Source organism: Parageobacillus caldoxylosilyticus NBRC 107762 (assembly GCF_000632715.1).
GTDB lineage: Bacteria > Bacillota > Bacilli > Bacillales > Anoxybacillaceae > Saccharococcus > Saccharococcus caldoxylosilyticus.
Genome location: NZ_BAWO01000071.1, coordinates 1 through 24,479, shown reverse-complemented (window position 1 = coordinate 24,479; position 24,479 = coordinate 1). Strand labels below are relative to the sequence as shown.

Sequence of the window (24,479 nt, the reverse complement as noted above, 5' to 3'; positions counted from 1 at the left end):
TCCTTTTGTGTGTTATTTTTAATTCCTTTTTTATTGCTTATCCAAATTACCGGTTTTTTTATTTAAAACTATGATTTACAATATATGTATAATAATTGTATACAATTTTTAAAAATGGTGATGTTTATGGGGCAAAGTAATTTTTCATTTCTCACTGGTAAATGGGACGTGTTAGCTAATCTAGGGGAAACAGCAGAGAAAAACGTATATAAAGATCCCCATACAACTTTAATGAAGCTCCGCTTGTTCGGAGAAACATTAGCAAAAATTATCTTAGCTCTCGAAAATATTAAGGAAGCACACAATACAAGCCAGCTTGATCGAATCAATACATTACGAGCAGAAGGGCTGCTTGATTATGAGCTTTATGAAATGTTTGATACACTTCGTAAGAAAGGAAATCATGCTGCGCACGGTACTGATTACGGAACAACCGAAGAAGCAAAAGCGGTACTGTTAATTGCTTTTCGCTTAAGCGTATGGTTTATGGAAGTATACGGTGACTTCAATTTTGAAGCACCGGAGTATCAAGAACCTCAAGAACAAGCTCATGTCGATCATGAGGCATTGCAGAGAGAATATGAAGAAAAAGTAAAACAGCTTGAAGCGGAATTGGAAGAGCTTCGTGAAAGAACGGAATATGTTACGGCAGATGAAAAACAAAAGCGGATCCAAGCTTCAAGAAGATTTTCAAAACGTTTGCAATTATCCGAAGCAGAAACAAGAGCGATCATTGATGAAAAGCTGCGTCAAGTAGGTTGGGAAGCAGACAGTGTTAATCTTAATTATCGTCGTGGTACTCGACCGGAAAAAGGACGTAACTTAGCAATTGCCGAATGGGAAGTAAAGGATGGGCGAGCTGACTATGCCTTATTTATAGGAAAACAGCTAGTCGGGTTAATTGAAGCGAAGGCAAAACACAAAAATGTGCCATCCGTATTGGAAAGTCAGACAAAGACATATGCAAGAAATGTATACCAACATGACGACGAAATAATTACACCGACAACAGGTGATTATAAAGTTCCGTTCTTATATGCAACGAACGGTAGACCGTATTTGCCACAGTTAAAAGAAGAGTCAGGAATTTGGTTTTGGGACTCCCGAAAGCCATTTGAGCATGCAAGACCATTAGAAGGATGGCATTCCCCGGAAGATTTGCAGTTACTACTAGAAAAGAATGATAAAGAGGCAAACCGAAGATTAGATGAAGAAGACATTACAAAATTTGGTCTTCGCTATTATCAACAAAAAGCCGTATTAGCTGTTGAAGAAGCATTAAAACAAGGAAAGAGACGAATGCTTGTCACCATGGCAACAGGAACCGGTAAAACACGTACAGCTATTGCATTAATGTATCGTTTAATTAAATCAAAAAAGTGCCGTCGCATTTTATTTTTAGTTGACCGTAACTCACTAGGAAAACAAACGGAAGATGCATTAAAAGATACAAAAATTGAAGGGTACTCTTTTGCTGATATTTATGATATCAAATCATTGGAAGATATCTCACCTGATGTAGAAACAAAAGTACACATTGCAACAGTACAAGGAATGGTAAAACGCTTATTTCATAATGAAAACGAAAAAATTCCAAGTGTAGGGCAGTATGATTTTATCATCGTAGACGAAGCACACCGTGGTTATACAGGCGATCGTGAAATGACGGAAGAAGAACTACTATTCCGAGACCAAAATGATTATATTAGCCAATATCGTCGCGTGATTGATTACTTCGACGCGCCTTGCTTAGGATTAACCGCTACTCCAGCACTCCATACAACGGAGATTTTTGGAATGCCTATTTTCAAATACACATATACGGAGGCAGTATTGGACGGATATTTAGTTGATCACGAACCACCTTACATATTTAAAACAGAGCTGGCAGAGGCAGGTATTACATTTGAAAAAGGTGAAGAAGTCGAAGTGTATGATGTTGAGAAACAGGAACTTATCCTTGAAAAAATGGAAGATACCGTACACTTTGATGTAGAACAGTTTAACAAAAAGGTCATTACCGAACCTTTCAACCGGGCGGTACTTAGAAAATTAACCGAATATATCGACCCAACAGGAAAAGAGAAAACGTTAATTTTTGCAGTGAATGATCAACATGCAGATTTAGTTGTTCGTTTATTGAAAGAAGCGTATAAAGAACGCGGCGACGAAGTAGAAGACGATGCGATTATGAAAATTACGGGTTCCATTTATAAACCTCTTGAAGCAATCAAACGTTTTAAAAACGAACGATTGCCTAACATCGTTGTAACAGTCGATTTATTAACAACAGGTGTAGACGTACCGGCGATTACGAATCTAGTTTTCTTGCGTCGTGTGCAATCGCGTATTTTGTACGAGCAAATGCTTGGACGTGCAACCCGTCTTTGCCCTGAAATCGGAAAAACACATTTCAATATTTATGATGCGGTCGGCATTTATGATGCATTGAAGTCTTATACCGATATGAAACCAGTTGTGAAAAAGCAACACTATTCCATCGGTCAATTATATGAATCACTGATAAACGCAGGAAGTAACGAAGAAGTCGAATTTTACCGTAAGCAGCTCATTGCAAAGATTCAACGAAAAAAACAAGTTTTGCCTGAAGAAGCAAAACAGAAATTCAAAGAGTTATCCAACGGAAAAAGCATCGATGAATGGGCACATGATTTACAATCATTATCTCCAAAAGAAATAAAGGAGCAGTCGATTTTATTCGAATATGTAGAACAATATCGTACTCGTGGAGAGAAAGTGTACATTTCCAAACATGCAGATAAAGTAAAAGAAGTACAACGAGGTTACGGGGAAGGGAACAACCGACCTGAAGATTATTTAGAAGGGTTTGAGCGCTTCGTAAAAGAAAATATGAACTTAATTCCTGCTCTGCAAATTGTATGTACACGTCCAAAAGATTTAACACGGCAAGATTTACGTGAATTAATTACCATTTTAGAAACGAAAGGCTTTAAACAGTCCCACCTGCAAACAGCTTGGAAGCAAGCTAAAAATGAAGAAATTGCCGCTGATATTATTAGCTTTATTCGCCAGGCTGCGCTAGGTGATGCACTCATCGACCATGAAACACGGGTAAAACGCGCTATGCAGAAAGTTTATAGCTTACATGACTGGACGCCTCGTCAGAAAAAGTGGTTGGAGCGGATTGAAAAACAGCTATTACAAGTTCCAGTGCTCGCACCAAACCCAGAGGATGCTTTTTCGGAAGAGCCGTTCAGGTCACACGGAGGATATAATATGCTAAAACGGGAGTTTGGTGAATATATTGACAAGATCGTGTATACTATAAATGAACATTTATATATTAGTTAAATCTGTGCCTCTTTTCTGGGGCACACTTTTTTCGTTAATGAGAAAATGGGGGGTAACTACATGGGCAACCAAGAGATTGTGCAGAAATTATGGAATTTATGTAATGTACTGCGTGATGACGGAATTACATATCAGCAGTATTTAACAGAGCTGACTTATATCCTATTTCTAAAAATGATGAATGAAAAAGGAAAGCTTTCTCCTAAAGATAGAGAGAACGTTGAACATATCATTCCTGAAGAGTATCGTTGGGACAGCTTAGTAAAGCTCGAAGGTACAGAGTTAAAAAATCATTATCAGCGACTTCTCTTAGAGCTTGGAAAAAGTGAAAATGAGTTATTGCGTCAAATTTATGCAGATGCAAGTACAAGTATTTCTGAGCCGAAAAACTTAGAAAAGATTATTAAGTCCATTGATGCGCTTGACTGGTATAGCGCTGAAAAAGAAGGTCTCGGTGATTTATACGAGGGATTGCTTGAAAAGAATGCGAGTGAGAAAAAATCCGGCGCAGGTCAATACTTTACTCCGCGTCCGCTAATTAACGTCATGGTCAAGCTTATTGATCCAAAAGTAGGAGAAAGATGTAATGACCCTGCGGCAGGTACATTCGGTTTTATGATTGCTGCTGATCGATATTTAAAAAGCAAAACAGACGACTATTTTGATTTAGATCCGCAACAAGCAGAGTTCCAGCGAAAAGAAGCATTTTCAGGTATGGAACTTGTGAAAGATACACACCGTTTAGCTTTGATGAATGCCCTACTTCATGGTATTGAAGGTCGTATCGAACACGGGGATTCTTTATCAAACAACGGAAAATGGCTGAAAAACTTTGACGTTATCTTGACGAATCCACCTTTTGGAACGAAAAAGGGCGGTGAACGTGCAACGCGTGATGACCTAACGTTTGAAACATCAAATAAACAGTTGAACTTTTTGCAATTAATTTATAACGCATTAAAGGCTGATGGGAATGCCCGTGCCGCTGTTGTCGTTCCGGATAATGTCTTGTTTGAAAGCGGTGTTGGTGCGCAAATTCGTCGCGACTTAATGGACAAATGCAACCTTCACACTATTTTACGTTTACCAACAGGTATTTTCTATGCACAGGGCGTAAAAACAAACGTTTTATTCTTCACAAGAGGAAAGACAGACAAAGGTAATACAAAAGAAGTGTGGGTATACGACTTGCGCACGAATATGCCGTCACTTGGCAAACGCAATCCATTAACAGAAGAACATTTTGAAGGATTCATTAAAGCCTACACAGCGGAAGATCGCCGTAAAGTAAAAGATGAGCGATGGAATGTGTTTACTCGCGAAGAAATTGCGAAAAAAGGCGACAGTCTGGATATTGGTTTGATTGCAGATGAATCCCTTTCCGTATACGAAAACTTACCAGATCCAATTGATTCAGCAGAAGAAGCAATTGCTAAATTAGAGCAAGCTATTGCGTTGTTAAATGAAGTTGTAGACGAGTTAAAAGCGGTAGAAGAAGACGAGGTGGTCTCAAAATGAGTAAGAAACAAAAGACCATCGAGGAATTATTGGAAGAGGCATTAGTGCCAGAAGAAGAACAACCATATGAAGTGCCGGAGAATTGGGTGTGGGTAAAGTCAACATATGTCTTAGACATAGAGTATGGAAAAGGACTTCCAATCTCAAAATTAACACCCAATGGGTACCCTGTATACGGTGCTAATGGAAAAATAGGATTTTACAAAGAATATACACAGGAAGAACCAAGGGTATTGATGACTTGTCGAGGGGCAACTTGTGGCACAATAAATATAAGTGAGCCGAAATCATTTGTTACTAGCAATTCGTTAATTTTAAAGCCTAAGTGGAATGCCAACATAAAATTTCTCGCATATTTGTTTAAAACTCTAGATAAAAAGGATTTAATTTCGGGTTCGGCTCAACCTCAAATAACAGTAAAGGCGTTTGAAAAATATTATATACCTCTTCCTCCAATTAATGAACAAACACGCATTGCTGAGAAAATCGAGCAGCTTTTTGCAAAAATTGATGAAGCAAAGCAGTTAATTGAAGAAGCAAAGGAAACATTCAAGCTTCGTCGTGCGGCGATTTTGGACAAGGCGTTTCGTGGGGAATTGACGCAAAAATGGCGTGAAACAAACGAAATTAGTCAAACAGCAGAGCAATGGTTAGAAGATATTACTGTTCTAAAAAAATCAAGAACAAAATTCATCGATCAACTAGATCCTAAAGTTTTAGAAAACCTATATAAATTGCCTCCTCAGTGGAAATGGGTACGTTTAAATGATTTGATTGAAACATCAACATACGGGACGTCGGCAAAGGCGAATGATGATGCAAGTGGTACCCCCGTTATTAGGATGGGAAATATAATAGACGGACGTATTGTACCTAACGATTTAAAGTATCTTCCAAATGAACATGAAGACGTGAAAAAATATGATTTAGAAACAAATGATTTATTATTTAATAGGACTAACAGCTATGAACTAGTTGGGAAAACTGCTTTAGTGGGTGAAGAGTTTTCCCAGAAAGTCACTTTTGCGTCTTATTTGATTCGTGTTCGTTTATACTTTAAAGAAATTCTTGCCCCATATGTTTGTTTTTTTATCAATAGTCACATAGGTCGAAGTATGTTACTTTCTATGGCTACTCAACAGGTTGGGCAGGCAAATATAAACTCACAAAAATTAGCATCATTACCAATTCCTTTACCTCCAAAAGAGGAAGTTGCTATAATTTCCAACTGGTTAAGCGCTTATCAAAAATTGGAAGATGATCAAAAAGCTCTGTTGAGTATAGAAAAGAATATCGAAGAAATTAAACAATCTATCCTTTCCAAAGCATTTCGCGGCGAACTTGGTACTAATGATCCAACAGAAGAAAGTGCAATTGAGTTGTTAAAAGAAGTATTACAAGAAAAAGTAAAATAATGAGAGTTTCTGATGCCTTTATGTTAAAAAGGAGCGGTCGCTACACCGCTCCTTTATGCGTGTTTTTAATAATTTCCGACACTTCTTCTAAAGCTTTTTTCTTCTCCTTGTTTAGTTTCCCAGTCATACTTGCATAGCTGAGAATCTCATATGTAATTTTGTTAAATAACCTCTACAATTTTTCTATATCCGGCAAATCCTCTCTATACAGTTCACTCAAATCAATTTCCAATGCCGCACAAAGCTTCGGTAAAAAATCCGGTTTGATTTTCGCGCTATCCTGTTCCAACTTACTTAAATAATTCACTGACACGCCAAGTTTTTTTGATAATTCTTGAAGTGTCATTTTTTTTTGTATCCTAAAGTATCTTACGTTTGATCCAAAAGACAAAAAGCCCACCCCCGAAATAATTTTCTTATTTTTTTCACCAAACAGTGAATAATATCTGAAAATTTATCAATACTACATAATGTACCTATAAACACTCCTGTAGATCGGATACTTATATTTTAGCATACATAATCAGATTAGAGTGAATATACAGAATATCTCTCCGGATAATTAACACGAGGAGGTATGACATGAAAATAACAATAAACGATCTTATACGCTGTAGAGCATTTGGATCTAAAAATATTCAGCAAGTAAAGAAATGGCTGTACCATTGTAAGAAGTCCGGCATTCTGTTTTTTGAAGAAAATGTATTTGAATTAACTAGCTCTACACCATTTAACATTTATTATGCGTTATCTCCTTATAAAAGCTCGGATATAAATCCGTTTCCCATTCCTATTAAAGATTTTACTTTATTTGATGACTTGGATGAGGATCTCGAATTTATGCGTCATTATTTTGAAAAATATTACAAAAAAAGGGTTTTGGATAATCGTTATTTTTTGTTTTATGAAACAGAACCATATGTCGGTATCCACTACATCTGGTATTACAGAGCAACTAAAGAAAGGAATGATATCTTTGCGGCAAGCACTAAAGAAGTATAAAAATCAAAAAAGAGTGAGATATAAAAATAAATGGGAACGAGGCGGTGATATAAAAGAGCGAATCCCCAATACCAACCCAATTTTTTCTGGGATAGTTACTGGATTTACAATGGGGGAAGGCTCATTTATCGTATGTATCACAGAAAGCAAGACACACTATACCGGCTACCAAGTTATGCCCTGCTTTAAAATTTCCTTAAAAAAAGATGATTATAAAATTCTTGAGCAGATTCGTGATTATCTTAGATGTGGAAAAGTGGTCAAATTCCGCGATACAGCAACTTTTTTAGTCAGAAAGCTGGATGAAATAGTCGAAGTAATCATTCCATTTTTTGATAAATATCCGCTTCAGAATATAAAACGGCATGACTTTTTATTGTTCAAAATCATTTGTTACAAACTGTTAAGCGGTGAAGGAAAAACGATCGACGGAATACGCCGAATATACGAGATACGGAAACACATGAACAATGGGGGACACAAGAATAGAAAAAAGATATCATTTTAGGAAGGTAATTCAACTTCAGAATTATACCCTTAATCACCAGAATAAATACGAATGAGGAGGTTTTTATTTGAATCATGAAGTTTATGTTGTCTTTAAACATTGCTGCGACTTTTATAAATTAGTGGGAAAAACAAAATTTGAAAACGATGAAATTCATTGGTTAGCATTAACTGACTTTGAGACTAAAGTAGAACTGAAAATTGACGTTGATTATAAGGAAATAAATGCTGATGTATTAAAAGATATTAAGAATTTTGTCTTTACACAACGGATTGCTGTAATAGTAAACGCACATCCGGTCGTAAAACTGTCAAAGCCAACGGTTTATATGTTAAATAAATAAAACATGATTGGAGCGGTAAATCACCGCTCCATTTTTGTCGATTATTACTTTCTAAAAATTATCTATATTTTAGGCGCCGCTTCACAACGGATCCCTTATAAATATTTAATTTTCTCACCCTATATGGTTTATAACATGAATAAAAATAACAAAAATTGTTAAAAGAATATAGGGAGAAAATGATAAGGGAGAAGATGAGAATGGAAAACAAATACAAACTTATACAAATACATAGCCCGGAAATCGAAAAAGAAATTGAAAATCATGGTATACAAAAGATTTATCTAGAAATGACAAGTGAAAACTATAACCTTTTAATTAATGAAATAAACAGACAAAATATCATTGTTATTCGAGTTAATGAGTTTCTGACAACAAGCAGAGATGATCCTAACCATGCAACAAGAATAAGCCGTTTGACAGAAGAACCAAAGAATAATGCCTTTGCTATTTCCCAGTCATCTAGTGTAAAAAGTCAAAATAGCAAAAGAGATGACAATGAAAGTAAAAGTAACACACGCGATAATAATGAACAAATCATGACCCTTAAAAAACACCACGAAAAAATATGGAAAGACACAATTATTGAAAATTTAAATAAAGCAATAGAGAAAAGAAACAAGACGGAACTAATATATAAAATAGCAAAAGAATGGGGTTATAAAAATAAAAACGGTAACATAGACCCAAGAGGTGTATACTTAGTATTACAAGGGAGAGGAAATATTTTTGCACAGGATATATTAATATTAGAAAAAAAGTTTGGAATACATAGGGATGAAATATTGGGTCCAATTGATACCAATAGAATTAGTGATATTAGAGTATTTCGAAAGTTAAACAATATTTTTAACCGTTATCCAGATGATTCTCTTGACATTAAAAATGCTTTGAATGCTTTTATTGATGCACTAGAAAAAGACAATCCGAATGTTACTAAAGCAGAGGTTGCGATTATGATAAAAAATCTTATAGAGCGAGAAATATTAAAAAAGAAATGACTTTCCTAGCTAGTGAACCAATTGTTCATGTCATAAATTACCTATTTTGCTTATAAAGCGCTTTATAGCGCTTTTTTTATTTCTTCGACCGTCTTCGCCATAATTGTCATTTTTCAATTCCTCTCTAATCTGTGTCACTATAATACACGAAGAAAACTTAACAAAAAACGGGGTGGCAGATGTGGGGAAAAACAAACCAAAAGACACGATTTCCAATGTATGGGATATTTGGGATGTAGATAACTTGAAAAATTTAGAAATAAACAAGAAAAATTTTTCGTGGAATGGTATTTCTACGAAAAATTTTTCGGATCTACTTATAAAACCTAAAAAACGGGGACATACTAATTATCAAAGATACTATGAAGAGGTGGTTAATTCATTGGGCGACTCACTTGCTCTTAACTTGCAAAAAAAAGTGGAGTATAAAGGACGTTCCGCAATAAATACAGTTTTATGGAATAAATTCGTTTTGCAAGAAAACCTTCCAAACGTTGCGGTAAAATACCTTGATAAAAAAATGACATTAGATCCGTTTACATTTTTAGCGGTCTTTGAAGTAGTAAAAAGCTTTGTAGGGAAATGTAGTCAAAAAAGCGGCATTAAACAACATTTACTGAAAAGAACGGATTTGGCTGCTAAACAACTGGTCATGGAGATGTTGTCACAATTAGGCGATTCTGTAAAACGATATTATTTGATAAATTTTTATAATTATGTTTCACCGTTTGATAAGATAGAAAATCAGGTAAAGAAAGCTAAACGGCAACCATTCTTTCATCCGGTTGTTGAGAATCACTGTGAATATAAATTAAAAAAAGGAACATCCGAGTCGAGTATAGTTAATTACCGTTCACAGATAAGACGATTTTTTGAATGGTGCTGTAATACCTTAAAGGAGTTCCAGGAGTATAGTCCTAATACGATCAATGTTTACATGTTCAAAAAGGAACATTTAACAGAGTACAAGCTATTTTTAGAAGCTGAGATCAGAAGGGAAAATTGTACTCCAAACGGTGCTAGAACGCATTTTATTTATGTGAAAGAGTTCTTTTTATACGTTTATCAGCTCGGGTTTCTTAAAGATGATATAACAAAAGATTTAACAAATATCGAGGCAAAAGAATTCGTATATCGCCAAATCCCTTCAAATAAACAACTACAAATGTTTTTTAATGCCGTTTCCATGTATTCCGAAGCCCCATTAATCGAGAAAACCGCTTATTCACTAATGTTGTTCCTAGGTTTGCGTCTAAATGAAGTCGCAAATCTAAAATGGAGAGATATAAATATTGGAAATAAGACCATATCGATTAAGGGGAAAAATAAACAATCAGAAATACTTCCTATACCAGAATTGGTATTACCTTTGTTAAAGAATTTAAAAAGAAGCAAACAAGGATATGTATTTTCAAAGAAACCTAATCAATTTAAATCAAAGCTTTATCAGAATTTTAAGCTGTATAAATTGATTTCTGATATGGAGGTTGAGGGGGGAGTCCACTTATTAAGACACATTTATATTACAAAATTATCTTATATGTGTACTCCAAACACTCTGCGTGTTCTTGCCCGTCACAAATCGGATCGTTCTATTTCATTTTACCTTCATTTTAGTGATGACGAACTTACAGATGCTATCAACAAAATATTTGGAAAGGGGCTATAACAAATGGGTTTACCTCGGAAAATGTCAAAGAAAGTGCAGCTTGAACAAGAAATACAAAAATTACATGCAACTTACGGTGAGGAGTTTGTTAATGCTCTTTTAAATAACCAATTATTTGGTGGGCACTATCTCGAAAGTGCCCATCCTAATAATACCATGAATGATAAGACCATCGAAGAAGCCATGGAAGAATTTTTTAACAGTATTCATTTTTTGCAATTGGCTGATTCAAGCAAAAAAACGTATCAATCAGAAGCCAGAACATTTTTAGATTTTTGTAATAAAATCTTTTCAAACGGCACACAAGAGAGCGTATTGGTCTTTATGGAAAAACCAACTTTATTACTTGAATATTTAAAAGAAACGGAGAACCTTTCAACACGTAACAAGAGAAGCTCGTTTCTCCGTTCGTTTTTTAAGGTAATTTGTAAAAGGGAAATCTTAAATGCTGATATCAATTTTTCTAGGGTGTTGCCTATAATTCAAAATGAAGATGAAGAACCGAAAGCTTTAAATCAACATCAAGTAAGAGAGCTCCTTCATTTAGCAAGAGAAGGAAATAATAATTTTAGAAACTATACATTGCTGTGGGTGATGTTAGGATCTGGTATACGGGTTGGTGAGGTAACGCAAATACAAATTGGCGACATTATCCCTGAGACGCAACATCTTTTAATAATCCCCAAGAAAAAGCGCACGCTTCGAACAGAAAAAGTAAAAAGAAAAATAGCTCTACCAGCCCTAAAAACGCTAATTAATTATGTAAATTTCACTTATGGGCATCTGATTGACACTGATGTTAACTACAAAAATCTGTATGTTTTCTCCAAAGATGGCGGGAAAACTCCTTTAACTGAGCGTACCATACAAATAATCATCAAAGATTTAATTGATAAGTGTCAATCTATACCAGATGATGAAAAAAGAAAATATAGTACCCATTCACTTCGTCATACTTTTGCTCTATCAGCTCTTGAATCAGGGATAGATATATATCGCATTTCTAAATTGTTGGGGCACGAGTATGTCAAGTCAACGGAAGTATATTTAAAATTATTCGATCATCATCTGCAAGAAGCAATTGAAATGCATCCTTTTGCAAATATTGATTTTGAAAAAATATGGGATGATGAGACATGAACAATATTTTAATTGACTCGATTTATTTTAAACAATGGGTCAAGCACGTAAATCTAGCAGAGTCAACAAAAAGAAATTATACCTATAAATTGCAACAGTTTGAGCAGTACATTGTTAACTGCGGGTTCGAAGGCGAAACTGTTGATTTTGACTCGTTTTATAGTGATTACAATAATGGGAACAGCTTACCAATTGATAAAGAATTTATTGACGAATTTATTACTTATATAAGAACTCGATCATCCTCCAAAAGTAGTTTATGTATAACCATTAACGCATTACGTAATTTCTTTGGGTTTCTTCATGAATTAAAACTCATCAAACATAATCCAATGCTATATTATCATAATCCCTACTATAGCTTAAATAAAAGAGACCGTTCGTTAAGTAATGAGGAGTGCAGAAAACTGCTCAAAGCGGCAATGAAGCTTGATCCTTTTTCAAAAAAATATGCAGTATTATTCTTATTAGGAATTACATGCGGATTAAGAGCTAATGAAATTATCCATTTAACGAAATCACAAATCAACTTTAGCAATAGCACTATTTTTGTTAATAAAGGACAAAAAACGAGAGCTTTATCTGTTCATATGCCTCGTTCCACAAGTAAGGCATTGTTTGAATATCTTAATCATCCATGTTGGAAAAAGTGGAGCAATAACGATGATAACAAAGAAGTATTCTTTTACAATGATGCACCATTAACTTATATTACACTCCGCAAAATTCTTAATGAGATCAGCAAGACTGCTGGCTTTGAGAGTTCCATCACTCCACATCAAATGAGACATACTCTGGCAAGAATGATGTATGAGAGTAATATCCATCTCTCGATTATTCAGCGCCAATTGAGACACAAAAACATCTGTACTACTATACACTATTTACCGCCAAGTCCGTATTTAGCTGATATATTAAACAAACATACTGATGATGTATTAAAAAATTAACCATTGGTCGTCGCTCAAATCCCATTAGTGGATTTGAGCTTTTTAATTCATTTGTAGTGAACAGTTTGTTCATAACATTATTTGGAATAGGACGATTATCCGCTGTCAGATTAAATATTCTTCCGTTTCATATGAAGAAGGGATAGCTGTCATTTTTCCGGTCAATTATCTGTTGTTGCATAATAAATTTAACAACTCATTTAATGATGGAGGTATAAATATGGTTAATGAATTATTGACTGTTAAGAAAACAGATATTCAACAATCACTCGAGGATTTAATGAACATGGAAACAACAATATCAGACTCATTAATTCACATGAAAGAACATCGCTACTGGGCTCAGTCAACATTCGAGAGTTACAAAAATGACGTGAAAACTTTCGAAGAATTTTTAATGGATAATAATCTTGATCCAGTTTTAAAAAATGGTGAAAGATTAGCTATTGTAAATCAGTGGATTAAACACCAAAAAGAAAACGGTGTTGCTTTTAAAACCATTTCAAGAAGAATCGCTTCTTTATCATCCATTTATGGGTTTTATCAAAGTCTTGGTATAGTTCATAGTAATCCTTTCAAAGCTGTCAGGGTTCCCAGTCCACACTCCGGTTCATACTCCGCGGTAATGGACATGGATCAATTAAAACAAGTTTATGTAGCAATCCAGGATTTAAAAAAGGAAGGGGTCGACATTGAGATACCTATCAAGTTGCTAATGTTCACTGGATTGCGAAATCAAGCGCTATGTTCGTTAAAAGTAAGGGATGTTGAATTTGATGAAGAGTTAATTGTCTACAATTCTGGAGTGTATAACTCCAAACATAAGGTCCAATTCTTACCTTTGCCACCAAAATTTTTGAATAGTCTGAGGGAGTATATTAAAGAGAATGGATTAACATCCGATGATCCACTTTGTTACGGAATCAAAGGATTAGCGTTACAAAACAAACAATTAAATCGAATGACTGATAAAATTTGCGAATATTTAGGGTGGGAAGGGGAGAGAAGAGTTACACCACATGGTTTCCGATATTCCATTGCGACATTGTTAGACGAAAAGGGTGTTTCCAAGGATACTATTCAATATTTGTTAGGTCACAGTGAAACAGAGAGCATCAAATTTTATTTACGCCGTGATAAACGAAAAATATATCAAATAAAAAAGGTGTTAACAGAAATAGAAAATGAATTAGAAGAACACCTTACACATGTTACACATGCAAAAGCGGCTGTTTCAGATACACATGAGCAAATTCAGATTACGCATTCACATGCTGAAGAGTTTGCTCAACCAAAAAGCTTACCGTTTTCAGAGGATTTTCTTATGAAGTTAGCTGTTCAAAATCCGGAAATATTTGAAAGGATAATGTCACTTCATTATCAAAACCAAAAAAAGGCTACCTAAACAAGGTAGCCTAATATATTGATCATTCTAAAAGAAAAGAGTTTATTGCCTTTTTCTTTTGTTCAAAATCAACATGTGTATAAATAGCTGTCGATGCCAGACTTTCATGCCCTAATAACTCCTGTAATGTTCGTAAATCAACTTTATTTTTACTTTCTTGAAGTAATAGTGTGGCAAATGTATGCCTTAAATGATGAAGAGAAAATTTTTTGGGCGGTAATCCAGCTTTTTCAAGAATTTCTTTAAATACTTTATGCAATCCACGAGGATTCATTTTGCATCCATTTTTATTTAAAAACACCGGCTCAGATGAATGAAGTTGATAATCCAATAAATGCTTTCTATATTCATGAAATAAAGGTATGACAATAGGGTGAAGGGGGAGAAGACGCTCTTTATTACCTTTTCCATATATTCGGATTGTTTTATTGTTAAGGTCAACCTGCTCCCACTTCAAATCAACAACTTCCTGTCTGCGCATTCCGGTCGTAGCAAGCAATTTAAAAAGCAGATGATTTCTGTATGCCAGTCGGCTATTATCATTTTCCAAGTAATGAAATAACTTCTTTAGTTCGTCTAAAGTCATGTAAGTCGGAAGTTTTTTATCAGCTTTAGGTACTTGAATTCCTGCCATGAAGTCAATTTTGGTATAATTTTCCTTAAGACAAAATTGGCTGAAGGATTTTAAACATGAAATGCGTCGTTGCAAAGTTCGTGGTTTAACACCATGATTGATTACTTGATCTTGAATAAAGCGGCGACTTGTAGAAGGTGTTAAATCATGTAAATCAAGCGATCTGTTTTGCTTTATTAAAAATTCTTTGTAACATTTCAAGTCATAAGCATAGCTACGTAGTGTATTATGCGAACAGTTTTTTTCAATTTCCAAATACATCAAAAAATCGTCAGCTGCCTGTGTAAAGTTCACACGGAACGACCTCCTTAAAATTTAGTTATGAGGACGCACCCGTAAATTATGGACCGTACCTGATAGTTATCCGGACGTCCATAAAACTTATTAGGACAGCATCAATAATTATCGTCAACTTGAGGGGAAGAAGTACACGATATAAAATCTTATCGGTACTTGAGGGATCAACTTATTAGTACGCTTTAGTTTCTATTCAGTTTACATAATATAAATTATAGGAAGTTATAGATTATTCTGTCTCAATATAAAGTAAACTAGTGTTATTGAGACAAAAAAGAAAAAATCGAGTATCGAGTTCAGTTTTGGCTGTATTGTATATCATAATTACTTATTACCATGAGCATCAAAATAAAAAGTTATAAAAGAAAAAATTAAAAAAGATACGTCCTTATTGAAAAATGTGAAGCATCAATTTTTGCTACGCCAAGTCAGATATTTTCTGATCTATCAAATTCCCATTTCTGTCACATGTATTATGGGTTTGGTAACCCCTGCACTGCCTACGAAAACACCGTTTGCAACGTTGGAATGTACTGGAAATCAGCGGACAAAAATTCAATCCTTCCTCTTTTTGAACAAAAGGAAAATTTTCCCTCTACCCTCGGCATGCGGCTAGGGCCGCCAAGATAGTTCATTTTGATACGTGATACGGATCTCGGGAAACGCTATGGACGGGGTTTCCATTACATAAAATATAAAAACACGGGCATTTATTCTATTCGCCCGTGAATTCCGTAACTCCAAATGTTTGGTGATAGTCATATCCGTTGAAGTAAATATCCAAGTCATGAAACAATCGGTGAAGCTGGCGCATTGCTTCGCGGTTGTCTTCTTTCACAACAATCTTTGCGTTTTCTTTAATAGATTCGAAGTCTTTCGCAATGTCCTTGTTCGTTATCTTGACGTCTTCTAACGACTGAAGGATTTCACTTGCTGTTTGCGCTTGTTCCGAATATGACGCCGTGTCAATTCTTCCCCAGCAAAGCGTGTCATTGTAAAATTCGTGATATTTGGAAATGAACGAATGTCCGTCCGTTCCGTCTGCAAGCGTCACAACCGATTTGTCAACGGGTTCGTTCACGACTTTTTTGTCAACATCTTCCGATTCGTTTGCCGACGCTTCCACCACCGACGATTCGTTGTCGGGTTTCTTCACGATTGATTTTCCTTTATCCAAGTTCCCCAACACAATGAACACATAAAAAGCAAGAGATGCGACAATGACGCCGCCCCCGACAACAATCCCCAATATCCAACCGATCATTTTTTTCCAACTCACGAAAGTAACTCCCTTCATATCCTTTTCCTACCATTCTACCATTTGCGTTTGCGATGCTTCAAGATCATAGCCAACATACAATCAGCGCAAGACGGTCGCCCGCCTTTATATGGCATGGAATAAAAGGAAATTTTGATAATTCCTTCATGCACTCCATTGTTGGGAGAAGTTTGACGATTGCTTCCGCATAAGCTAAACGTTTTTTGTCACTATGTAATTGTTTGAAGTTTGTAGCGATTCCTCCGTTTACTTGTAATGTATTATTAAACTGTATGTACGTATATATTAATATATGCATGCACGGATCCTGCCGCTCGAATCCATCTATCTCTGCCTATGACGGCTCCCCTTTTTCCCTTCAAGCAAGGTTTTCCGCTTCGTCTTCGTCTGATTGTTCCGCAATTGGTATGCGATATTTTTTAAATAGTTAAACTATATTGATTAAAATAAATAAAAACGTGCAGCGTTCTTAAATGAATGGAGGAACCGCTGCACGTTTACCCGCTACATTGTCGTTGCAGTAGGGAAATCATGATATCATCCTTCCGTGTTGATTCATTAGGCAATATCGGTATGACGGTAGCGAACGCCTTTGTATTTTACACGGATTGGCACACCTTTTTCCCGCTTGTATTTCGCCATTAACATTTTCACTTTTGAAAAGGCTTCCATCATTCCAGATGCCAAGATGGCTTCATCCCATACCACTGGTTTTGCTTGCTCTGTGTAAAAGGAAAAGACATACTGTTTCACTTTTCTCACCTCCCTATTCATCAATTATAATCAAAAACTGTTTTTCCTAAACATAAAAACTGTTACAATTATGTTAACATTTTCTTCTATACAGCAGCAAAAACAGGCTTTCCTCACTTACACGGAAGACTGTTTTTTTAGTTGCTCTGCATCTTCCATTCTCAATATTCTACGTACGTGTATGAATTGATTGCCTTCCAGTTCTCATCGTACATTCCGAAATTTTTGCCGCGAGGCTTGCCCGGAGATTTCGGTGTGTCTGCGGGTTTGGCCACGAACAATGTTTGTCCGGCGGTAGTGAGTTCGGATTTTCATCAATTCCACGCTTTTAAATCGGTGACTGATATTCCGTAATCGCGAGTGATCGTTGCAAGCAATTCGCTGGCTCGAGCCGTATGGGTTATATATTTGTATTTTATAAGGAAATGAGAGGGAAGAAAAATAGCAAATAAGGGAATTTTGTATAAGGGAGGATAAAGATGGAACAGAGGAAAACCGGCATCATGAAGGAATGCCGGTTTTTTGTTTATATTGCTGCAAAACATGGACATATTCTTCTTTGATTTTTTCTTTTTCTAAAGACAACCGTTGGTGCAAATAGTCGATTACCGACTGGTCATCGGCCAATCCAGCGGCAAATTGCCGTTTAATCCAGCGCTCGGCTTCTTCTTGAGTCAGGAATGACCGTTTCTCTTTTCCTTCCTGGCAAACCATCCATGTTTCCTCTGCTTGCTGAAAGAAAAACCATTGGCCTTGATGATTGGTAAAAAAGAACCCTTCTGTTTGATCTTTTGTATTGAGCTTGTTTTGTTCCGCATCATGATATACCGGCGCAAGTGGAAACGTGTCGACAACAAAAAGCGGGAACGTTGTTTCGTCGACAAAGCAACCGGACGCTTTCGGATGGCCTCCGCCACCAAACTGCTTCGCAAATTCAGCAACGTTCACGGTATCATGAATCGTGCGAAAGCCGATATGTTTCGTTCCCATGTTGACCATGGCGATTAAATCTAAATGAGGGCAGCGTTTCGACAGGGCGTTGCCAAGCTCCGACAGATGCCGCTCGGCGAAAACGATGCCGACGCAATAATCGCCAAACCAGCGTTGAACGAGCTGTTTTTGCTTCATGCGAATATAGCGCTGGATTTTCTTTTCTTCCATGTCTAAAATCAGTTCTTCTGTTTCCGTCAAGGAAAACGGTCCATCAGCAGCAAGCCGCTCGCTCATTTTGTCCCAAAACTCATCCAGTCCTAAAATCGTCAATAAATCATTCAGCCGTTTGGCGCGCGTATTGTTCGTTTCTTCCCATTCCCATGTATCATACTGTCGGACGAGTTCGACAAACTCATCGAGCGTTTCGTTCCGCTCAAGTTTTCCCTCACGGATTAAATAGTCGTAAAACAGAGATGTAGCGCACGTTTTCTTGCCTTGTTCGTCGGTCGGCTTGACCCATCCCCATGGATATTGATTAAAATGAAGTGCGGTGACGTGATGGTCGATCACTTGCACATGACCGCCGGCATTGAAACGTTCCGCCAATTTTTGTTCGACCTCTTCACCGACGGCCAAATCGGTAATAAAAAGCTCGGCTTCCCTGTTTTGCTCGTCTTCAAGGAATTGTCTTACTCGTTCATCCAAGTTGCGGTACGAACAAAAGGAAATATTGACTTCCGCGAACGCTAATTTTGCCAGCAACCCGCAGCCGATTCCATCTAAATCGCTGTCGGTAAACAATTTCACCATTCAGCACCCATCCTTTTCTTTACAAACTTTTATACAATAGTTTTTTCAATAAAGGGAACAAAAAGTCAGGAAGCTGTTCGACATTTGGCACGAGCACACTATGCTTTCCATAAATGTTTTGAATCGTCTGTCGTTGTCCCTCATCCATTTCCCCGTTTGCTAAAAAGACGTTGATTACTTCCACTCCTTGTTTGCGCGCTTCTAAGACGGCCTCATGCGTATCGATAATCCCGTTTTGTTCATAGCCGTATGCGGCTGGCTCTCCATCGGAAAAGACAAGTAAAAATTTTTGTTTTTCCGTACGTTCAAGGAGCTGTTCCGTCATGATGCGGATCGCAAATCCATCGCGGTTATCCTCCTGCGCTTCAAGCTGCATGATCGCCGGCCCGTACTGTTTTTTGCCCGATTGCGCAAAAGAAATGACTGTTTGGAAATAGTTTGGCTGTTTTGTTTCCGTTGCTTCATTTGGGTCTTCCCAAAAGCCGACGATTTGATGTGGGACAAGCAAAGATTTTAATGCTTCATGGAACAAAACAATTCCTTTTTTCGTTTCTTCCATTTTATCGTACATCGATGCCGAGCAGTCGACGAGCAAGGTAAAAGCGGCGTCTATGCGCGGAGATGGCTGCTGCTTTTTATAAAACAGGCGCGGCTGTTCTTCTGTCCAAAAACGAAGCAGTTTTTTATGCAGGCGGCCGACATGCAAATCGGTACGCGGCTGAATTTTTTTATGTTCGAGCGTTTTTTCGATCATTTGTTTTAATTTTTTTTGGTACGGCAAAATCTCCGTTTTCATTTGTTCATATGCGGCGATATGTTCGCATGAAGGTGGATATGGAACGAGAAAGACCGCCTCCGCATATCGGTTTTCCTTGCCATAAATCTTCCCTTTACCGCTGCGGTCGTAGTCATCGCTTCGCACGACCTCGTTTCGTTTGGCGTAATCGTTCCGCTTCGTTTGCCGCGCGGAACCTTGCACCATCGCAAGCGCTTGGTCTCCGTCCTCGCCTGGGCGCGCGCTACTTCCCAATAAATCCGTCCGCGAGCCTCGTTCCAGTTCAAAGCGGAAAAAACTTTTCGCCATATCGCTTGTTTCGCGGTGCCATGTCGGCATTTCCTGCTCATGGACGTCTTCATCGCCGCGTTTTTCTTTGTCGAGCACATCGCAGTTCGCAAGCGGATCCGTACGCTTTAAATCAGACAAGGTGAGTCCTGTTTCCCCGCTGTCATAGCTGTTTTCCGGCAGATAAAAATAGGTGTTGAGCATATCGCTTTCGAGTATTTCGCCGAGCGCTTCCGTAATTTGCAGCGTGATGCGGGACACTTCCTTTGTCGAAGCAGCATCAAAATACTGCGGAAGCGTCTGACGAAGCCACGGCATCATGCGGTCGACCGCCTCGTTCATCGCGGGAATGTCTTCCACCGGCGAATCGGATGTCAATAATAAATAAATGGCGGAAAAAAGGGCATCGGTATAAACGCTTCTTGTTAAATTGGCGCTCAGTTGGCTTTGGAAATAGCGGCGGTATACATCGCGGCGGGTGCGAAACCATCTTTTTGTGCCAGGCCGCTCCTTTTTGCAAATCTCTTCTAAGCGCAAATCTTCGGCCAACATAAACAGCTGCTTTGCAAAATGAGGAATGGCCGTCTGTTTTACCTGATCGAGAAAAAGGATGACTTGTGCCATATCGGTATGAAAGAGTGTTCCGACGGTTCGCAAGCATACATCGCTCTTTAGGCCATGTTCTTTTTCTTCCTTTGGACGGTTGTCCCAAAAATGGCTGACGTAAATCTTCCGCCCGCGAAAGTCGACATACGATTGAAAGCCGAATTCGATCTCCCAGTCTCCGCTCCTTGCCAATGTTTTCGCCAAATCAGACAGCTGCATAAACAAAAAGGAGTCAATTTTTTTATCGTTAAATAAAATAAACCGTTCCATGGCTGCTCCCTCATTGTGCAAACAACGTTTCCGCAATGTTGCGTACCGCTGCTTTTTCACGATCGTCTTCCAGTTTTTCCACAATGCCACGTTCAATGGCGCGTAGCGGCGGCAAATAAACGGCTAAATCGCACGTATCAATGAGCGCGCGAATCGAAGCGGCTTCTTCAGAGATTTGTCCGTTTCTCACTTGCGTAATTAAATCAGCAGACAAGGCAACAAAACGATCGATCAGCTTTTCGTCCGTTAATGTAGTTTGTGCCAGCAAGACGGATTTTAATGTATCCCCTTGAATATACGGAACCTCAATGACGACAAAGCGGTTTTTTAACGCTTCGTTGAGCGGCACGGTGCCGACATATCCTTCGTTGATGGCAGCGATCACACCAAACGTTTCTTTTGCTTTTACCACTTCCCCGGTAAATGGATTGGTAATCATTTTGCGGTAATCGAGGACACCGTTTAAAATCGGCAATGTTTCTGGCTTTGCCATATTGATTTCGTCAATATATAATAAATGTCCTTTTGTCATTGCCTGAATGACAGGACCTGGAACAAACTCGATTTCCGTTTTTCCGTCACGGTTTTGAATCGTTTTAAAGCCGAGCAGCGCTTCGGCATCCAAATCGACGGAGCAGTTAATGCTATGCATCGGCTGGCCGAAGATGGAGGATATCGTCTCGGCTAGCTTTGTTTTGCCTGAGCCTGTTGGACCTTTTAAGAGCACATTTTTCCCAAGGGCCAGCGCCACAATGGCATCATATAGAATCGCTTCATCGGAAGCGGTGTAACCGCCTTTTCCGATCAGATCGGCGTCATTGTCATTGAGAAATGCGTTTTTTCGATATTGGATGATTTGCTCAATTTTCTCTGGCAGTTTCACACAGTAGTCTTCCTTTCTCTTAACAATTACGGTTATTATTCTACTAAATGTCCTATTTTCACGCAAAAAAAATATTTATATACAATAAATATGTTATGTAAAATAAGCAGAAAAAGAAAACAGAGAGCCGTTACCGTACCTTAATAGCTCCCTGTCAGCTGAAATTATCCTCAATCGCTTTGCGGATGAGCGCCGCACAGCGGTCTAATTCCGCTTTTAACTGCCGTTTGTACAGTTTTGCTTTTTCATATCCGCCATCGGCAAAACGGTAATATACCACTTCTTGGTATTTCATTCCCTCTTTTTTCTGTTTCACTTGTTTTAAAATTCCATCCTCAATTAAATCATGCAGCGCTTTGTACACTTCTGAATGATTGGGGCGATATCCGTATGGCTTAAACTCCTGACGCAGCAAGTCTAAAATTTTAAGTCCATATAAACGTTCCTGTTCCGTTAACGTGATTAAATATAGTTTTAAAAACGCACGCTGTTTTAACAGAAAACCACTTGGTGTTCGTTTCTCTCCCATTTTTTCTTTCCTCCTTGTGTATTTGCTTTATTATATTTTCTTCTTTTGGGCTGAAATCCTTCTTTTGTGGTGATTTTTTATTTAGAACATGGATTTATTATATCATAAAGAAAAACGGAAAGAGGCTCCCTCTTTCCTTTCTGAAGCGGTATTAATAAAAGACGATCGTTTTGTTCCCATGAATGATAACGCGATCTTCTAAATGCCATTTCAGGGCGCGGGCGAGCACCGTTTTTTCAATGATACGACCTATGCGTTTCAGGTCTTCTGGATGATGACGGTGATCGACGCGGGCGACGTCTTGTTCGATAATCGGCCCTTCGTCCAAATCATCGGTCACGTAGTGCGACGTGGCACCGATCAGTTTTACACCGCGCTCATATGCCCGCTCATACGGTCTGGCTCCGACGAACGCGGGTAAAAACGAATGGTGAATATTGATGATTCTTCCCGGAAACTCAGCAACAAAAGCTGGCGATAGTATTTGCATGTAGCGGGCGAGCACAATGGTGTCGATTTCATATTGTTTTAACAATTCGATTTGTTTTCGTTCCGCCTCCGCTTTCGTTTCTTTCGTCACTGGGATATGAAAGTACGGGATGTCCATCGATTCAACCGTGCTGCGCAAATATTCGTGGTTGCTGATGACAAGCGCAATGTCAGCGAAAAGCTCCCCTGCCTGCCATTGCCATAATAACTCGAGCAAACAGTGCTCTGCTTTTGACACAAATATCGCGATTCGTTTGACATCATTATGTAAGCGGAGGCGCCAATCCATATGAAACGATGCGGCGATGGGCTGAAAAGCGGATTCGATCTCTTGCTTTCGCACCGCGATATCCGGACAATCAAATTCGATTCTTAAGAAAAAAGTGCCTCCTTCAGGATCAGTGGAATATTGACTAGATTCTACAATATTTGCGCCCTGTTCGTATAAAAACGATGTCACCGCCGCAACAATACCTGGTTTGTCCGGGCATGAAATTAACAAACGAGCCCGGTTTTCATAGGTTTGTAGAAACGATTGCCAGCGATGTTCACGAAATGTTTGCATATGGCCATTTTCCCCCTGTATATTATTTATTTATCCTTCATCATATAAAAAACATCATATAAAAAAACGGTCGGAATGCCAACCGTTTTTTTATTTATTTGCCTTATCGTCCGTCTCAAATAAGGATAAATATTCTCCATATCCTTCTTTTTCTAAATCTTCTTTTGGAATAAACCGTAATGCAGCGGAATTAATACAATAACGGAGACCGGTTGGCGCCGGACCGTCGTCAAAGACATGACCTAAGTGGGAATCCGCTTTACGGCTCCGCACTTCCGTTCGAATCATTCCGTGGCTTAAATCGAGCTCCGTTTTAATGTTTTCCGGATGAAGCGGCTTCGTAAAGCTCGGCCAACCGCAGCCCGCATCAAATTGATCTTTCGTACTAAAGAGCGGTTCCCCGGAAACGATGTCTACATATATTCCTTCGCGTTTGTTATTCCAGTATGGATTGTCAAACGGCGGTTCCGTCCCGTTTCGCTGTGTCACTTCAAATTGAAGAGGAGTTAGCTTTTTCCGCAACATTTCTTCTCTCTTTTTATCCCGCCAGTGCTCTTTTAAAAACGCATCGCGACCCGAGCCGATCCGGTACAGTTTATAGCGAAGCGGATTTTTCTTATGGTAATCTTGGTGATACTCCTCCGCCGGATAAAACGTGGATGCCGGCAGGATTTTCGTCACAATCGGTTTCGAGAAGCGACCGCTTTCTTCGAGTTCCCGTTTCGACTTTTCCGCGAGAAGGCGCTGTTTTTCGTTGTGGTAAAAAATCGCCGTGCGATATTGCGGACCGCGATCGTGAAATTGTCCGCCGTCATCGGTCGGATCGATTTGCCGCCAGTAAATGTCGAGCAGCTTTTCATATGGAAATACGTCCGGATCAAAGGTAATTTGCACTGCTTCATAGTGGCCGGTCGTTTTTGAACATACTTCCTCATACGTCGGATTTTCTTTATGGCCGCCGGTATACCCGGAAACGACACGGATAATTCCCGGCTGCTCTTCAAATGGCGAAACCATGCACCAAAAACAACCGCCGGCAAATGTCGCTAATTCATATCCCATAAGACGCATCCCTCCCTCTATA

General features: G+C 38.3%; 21 protein-coding genes. 11 read left to right on the top strand and 10 right to left on the bottom strand.

The genetic code is table 11. From position 1 onward, the window contains the following. The first annotated feature begins 126 nt into the window (after positions 1 to 126). The 3 genes from hsdR to GCA01S_RS16990 are packed head-to-tail and all read left to right on the top strand — an operon-like array spanning position 127 to position 6,266. Complete coding sequence (hsdR, locus tag GCA01S_RS17000) at positions 127 to 3,333, top strand: type I restriction-modification system endonuclease (RefSeq protein ID WP_042411779.1); 3,207 nt, start codon at positions 127 to 129, stop codon at positions 3,331 to 3,333. A gap of 60 nt (positions 3,334 to 3,393) precedes the next feature. Next, positions 3,394 to 4,851 (top strand): class I SAM-dependent DNA methyltransferase, encoded by a 1,458-nt coding sequence (locus tag GCA01S_RS16995; protein WP_042411777.1) that lies wholly within the window; start codon positions 3,394 to 3,396, stop codon positions 4,849 to 4,851. Then, on the top strand, positions 4,848 to 6,266 hold the full coding sequence (locus GCA01S_RS16990; protein ID WP_042411775.1) for a restriction endonuclease subunit S: 1,419 nt from the start codon (positions 4,848 to 4,850) through the stop codon (positions 6,264 to 6,266). Before GCA01S_RS16995 ends, GCA01S_RS16990 begins: the two co-directional genes overlap by 4 nt. A gap of 172 nt (positions 6,267 to 6,438) precedes the next feature. Here the strand turns inward: GCA01S_RS16990 and GCA01S_RS16985 are convergent, their stop codons facing one another. Then, positions 6,439 to 6,666, bottom strand: a complete 228-nt coding sequence (locus tag GCA01S_RS16985) for a helix-turn-helix domain-containing protein (RefSeq protein WP_255212300.1) — start codon at positions 6,664 to 6,666, stop codon at positions 6,439 to 6,441. A 182-nt stretch (positions 6,667 to 6,848) separates the two neighbouring features. On the opposite strand from GCA01S_RS16985, the gene GCA01S_RS16980 reads away from it, so the two are divergent. From GCA01S_RS16980 to GCA01S_RS16945, 8 genes are all read left to right on the top strand, one after another. Further along, complete coding sequence (locus GCA01S_RS16980) at positions 6,849 to 7,268, top strand: hypothetical protein (RefSeq protein WP_042411773.1); 420 nt, start codon at positions 6,849 to 6,851, stop codon at positions 7,266 to 7,268. Next, a complete protein-coding gene (locus GCA01S_RS16975; protein WP_255212299.1) occupies positions 7,243 to 7,776 on the top strand; it encodes an LAGLIDADG family homing endonuclease in 534 nt (177 codons plus the stop codon). Before GCA01S_RS16980 ends, GCA01S_RS16975 begins: the two co-directional genes overlap by 26 nt. A gap of 67 nt (positions 7,777 to 7,843) precedes the next feature. Beyond that, positions 7,844 to 8,119 carry a hypothetical protein gene (locus GCA01S_RS16970; protein WP_023634498.1) on the top strand — a complete coding sequence of 92 codons (276 nt, stop codon included), beginning with the start codon at positions 7,844 to 7,846 and terminating at the stop codon, positions 8,117 to 8,119. 200 nt (positions 8,120 to 8,319) lie between these two features. Continuing rightward, a complete protein-coding gene (locus tag GCA01S_RS16965; RefSeq protein ID WP_042411768.1) occupies positions 8,320 to 9,120 on the top strand; it encodes a hypothetical protein in 801 nt (266 codons plus the stop codon). Between the two features lie 181 nt (positions 9,121 to 9,301). Next, positions 9,302 to 10,789 carry a tyrosine-type recombinase/integrase gene (locus GCA01S_RS16960; protein WP_042411767.1) on the top strand — a complete coding sequence of 496 codons (1,488 nt, stop codon included), beginning with the start codon at positions 9,302 to 9,304 and terminating at the stop codon, positions 10,787 to 10,789. Positions 10,790 to 10,792: 3 nt separating this feature from the next. Then, entirely contained in the window at positions 10,793 to 11,929 is a 1,137-nt protein-coding gene (locus GCA01S_RS16955) for a tyrosine-type recombinase/integrase (protein WP_042411763.1), read from the top strand. Then, on the top strand, positions 11,926 to 12,879 hold the full coding sequence (locus GCA01S_RS16950) for a tyrosine-type recombinase/integrase (RefSeq protein WP_042411761.1): 954 nt from the start codon (positions 11,926 to 11,928) through the stop codon (positions 12,877 to 12,879). The genes GCA01S_RS16955 and GCA01S_RS16950 overlap by 4 nt, the downstream gene beginning before the upstream one ends. A gap of 220 nt (positions 12,880 to 13,099) precedes the next feature. Continuing rightward, complete coding sequence (locus tag GCA01S_RS16945) at positions 13,100 to 14,284, top strand: tyrosine-type recombinase/integrase (RefSeq protein WP_042411759.1); 1,185 nt, start codon at positions 13,100 to 13,102, stop codon at positions 14,282 to 14,284. A 22-nt stretch (positions 14,285 to 14,306) separates the two neighbouring features. Here the strand turns inward: GCA01S_RS16945 and GCA01S_RS16940 are convergent, their stop codons facing one another. The 9 genes from GCA01S_RS16940 to msrA form a co-directional block, all read right to left on the bottom strand. Next, positions 14,307 to 15,212 (bottom strand): tyrosine-type recombinase/integrase, encoded by a 906-nt coding sequence (locus GCA01S_RS16940; RefSeq protein WP_042411756.1) that lies wholly within the window; start codon positions 15,210 to 15,212, stop codon positions 14,307 to 14,309. Between the two features lie 718 nt (positions 15,213 to 15,930). Further along, complete coding sequence (locus GCA01S_RS16935) at positions 15,931 to 16,494, bottom strand: hypothetical protein (RefSeq protein WP_042411755.1); 564 nt, start codon at positions 16,492 to 16,494, stop codon at positions 15,931 to 15,933. A gap of 558 nt (positions 16,495 to 17,052) precedes the next feature. Then, positions 17,053 to 17,247, bottom strand: a complete 195-nt coding sequence (locus GCA01S_RS16925) for a hypothetical protein (RefSeq protein ID WP_042411752.1) — start codon at positions 17,245 to 17,247, stop codon at positions 17,053 to 17,055. A 501-nt stretch (positions 17,248 to 17,748) separates the two neighbouring features. Then, complete coding sequence (locus GCA01S_RS16920) at positions 17,749 to 18,990, bottom strand: DHH family phosphoesterase (protein WP_042411750.1); 1,242 nt, start codon at positions 18,988 to 18,990, stop codon at positions 17,749 to 17,751. Between the two features lie 19 nt (positions 18,991 to 19,009). Then, entirely contained in the window at positions 19,010 to 20,929 is a 1,920-nt protein-coding gene (locus tag GCA01S_RS16915; protein WP_042411749.1) for a vWA domain-containing protein, read from the bottom strand. A gap of 10 nt (positions 20,930 to 20,939) precedes the next feature. After that, the gene (locus GCA01S_RS16910) at positions 20,940 to 21,806 is read right to left on the bottom strand and encodes an ATP-binding protein (RefSeq protein WP_217499500.1); all 867 of its coding nucleotides are present in this window, start codon (positions 21,804 to 21,806) and stop codon (positions 20,940 to 20,942) included. Positions 21,807 to 21,966: 160 nt separating this feature from the next. Continuing rightward, on the bottom strand, positions 21,967 to 22,341 hold the full coding sequence (locus GCA01S_RS16905; RefSeq protein WP_017434075.1) for a helix-turn-helix transcriptional regulator: 375 nt from the start codon (positions 22,339 to 22,341) through the stop codon (positions 21,967 to 21,969). Positions 22,342 to 22,492: 151 nt separating this feature from the next. Beyond that, a complete protein-coding gene (purU, locus tag GCA01S_RS16900) occupies positions 22,493 to 23,395 on the bottom strand; it encodes a formyltetrahydrofolate deformylase (RefSeq protein WP_017434074.1) in 903 nt (300 codons plus the stop codon). Positions 23,396 to 23,485: 90 nt separating this feature from the next. Continuing rightward, positions 23,486 to 24,457: a peptide-methionine (S)-S-oxide reductase MsrA gene (msrA, locus tag GCA01S_RS16895; RefSeq protein ID WP_081162097.1), complete on the bottom strand. Its 972-nt coding sequence runs from the start codon at positions 24,455 to 24,457 to the stop codon at positions 23,486 to 23,488. Positions 24,458 to 24,479 lie beyond the last annotated feature (22 nt).

Excerpts from the sequence above, each read along its gene's own strand:
- GCA01S_RS16955 (WP_042411763.1), top strand. The coding sequence starts at position 10,793 with ATGGGTTTACCTCGGAAAATGTCAAAGAAAGTGCAGCTTGAACAAGAA.
- GCA01S_RS16915 (WP_042411749.1), bottom strand. The coding sequence starts at position 20,929 with ATGGAACGGTTTATTTTATTTAACGATAAAAAAATTGACTCCTTTTTG.
- GCA01S_RS16920 (WP_042411750.1), bottom strand. The coding sequence starts at position 18,990 with ATGGTGAAATTGTTTACCGACAGCGATTTAGATGGAATCGGCTGCGGG.
- GCA01S_RS16950 (WP_042411761.1), top strand. The coding sequence starts at position 11,926 with ATGAACAATATTTTAATTGACTCGATTTATTTTAAACAATGGGTCAAG.
- GCA01S_RS16980 (WP_042411773.1), top strand. The coding sequence starts at position 6,849 with ATGAAAATAACAATAAACGATCTTATACGCTGTAGAGCATTTGGATCT.
- hsdR (WP_042411779.1), top strand. The coding sequence starts at position 127 with ATGGGGCAAAGTAATTTTTCATTTCTCACTGGTAAATGGGACGTGTTA.
- GCA01S_RS16945 (WP_042411759.1), top strand. The coding sequence starts at position 13,100 with ATGGTTAATGAATTATTGACTGTTAAGAAAACAGATATTCAACAATCA.
- GCA01S_RS16995 (WP_042411777.1), top strand. The coding sequence starts at position 3,394 with ATGGGCAACCAAGAGATTGTGCAGAAATTATGGAATTTATGTAATGTA.
- msrA (WP_081162097.1), bottom strand. The coding sequence starts at position 24,457 with ATGGGATATGAATTAGCGACATTTGCCGGCGGTTGTTTTTGGTGCATG.
- GCA01S_RS16990 (WP_042411775.1), top strand. The coding sequence starts at position 4,848 with ATGAGTAAGAAACAAAAGACCATCGAGGAATTATTGGAAGAGGCATTA.
- GCA01S_RS16965 (WP_042411768.1), top strand. The coding sequence starts at position 8,320 with ATGGAAAACAAATACAAACTTATACAAATACATAGCCCGGAAATCGAA.
- purU (WP_017434074.1), bottom strand. The coding sequence starts at position 23,395 with ATGCAAACATTTCGTGAACATCGCTGGCAATCGTTTCTACAAACCTAT.
- GCA01S_RS16905 (WP_017434075.1), bottom strand. The coding sequence starts at position 22,341 with ATGGGAGAGAAACGAACACCAAGTGGTTTTCTGTTAAAACAGCGTGCG.